This is a genomic window from Thiorhodococcus minor, from assembly GCF_010820565.1.
In the GTDB taxonomy this organism is placed as follows: Bacteria; Pseudomonadota; Gammaproteobacteria; order Chromatiales; family Chromatiaceae; genus Thiorhodococcus; species Thiorhodococcus minor.
In genome coordinates this window covers 1-313 of sequence record NZ_JAAIJQ010000384.1, presented here as the reverse complement: position 1 = coordinate 313, position 313 = coordinate 1, and the positions used below count along the sequence as shown (strand labels likewise).

Annotated in this window: 1 protein-coding gene; it reads left to right on the top strand. The window is 59.4% G+C overall.

The window, feature by feature from the left end:
* Positions 1-246 (top strand): IS66 family transposase (locus tag G3446_RS27395; RefSeq protein WP_209262686.1); only part of this gene is annotated, 246 nt, incomplete at its 5' end.
* Positions 247-313: the final 67 nt, after the last annotated feature.

Sequence of the window (313 nt, the reverse complement as noted above, 5' to 3'; positions counted from 1 at the left end):
ACTGACTGTCCGGTTTCGATCGGAACGACTGTCCGCTTTCCTTCGGACTGGGTGTCCGGTTTCACTGGAATACGCACGAAGGTGCGCGAATTCCTCTTTGACTGGCTGGGGCTGTCGCTCTCCACGGCCACCATCAACCAGTGCGTTGATGAGGCCGGGCGTGCGCTTGAGCCAGTGCTCGAGGCGGAGATCCACGCGGCGGTGCGCGATGCCGAGGTGCTCTATGCCGACGAGACTAGTGCCTGAACGAAAACCCCGTTCAATTCAGTGGCACACTCTGCCCTGGAATTAAACGAGGCAGGATCGACTTCGA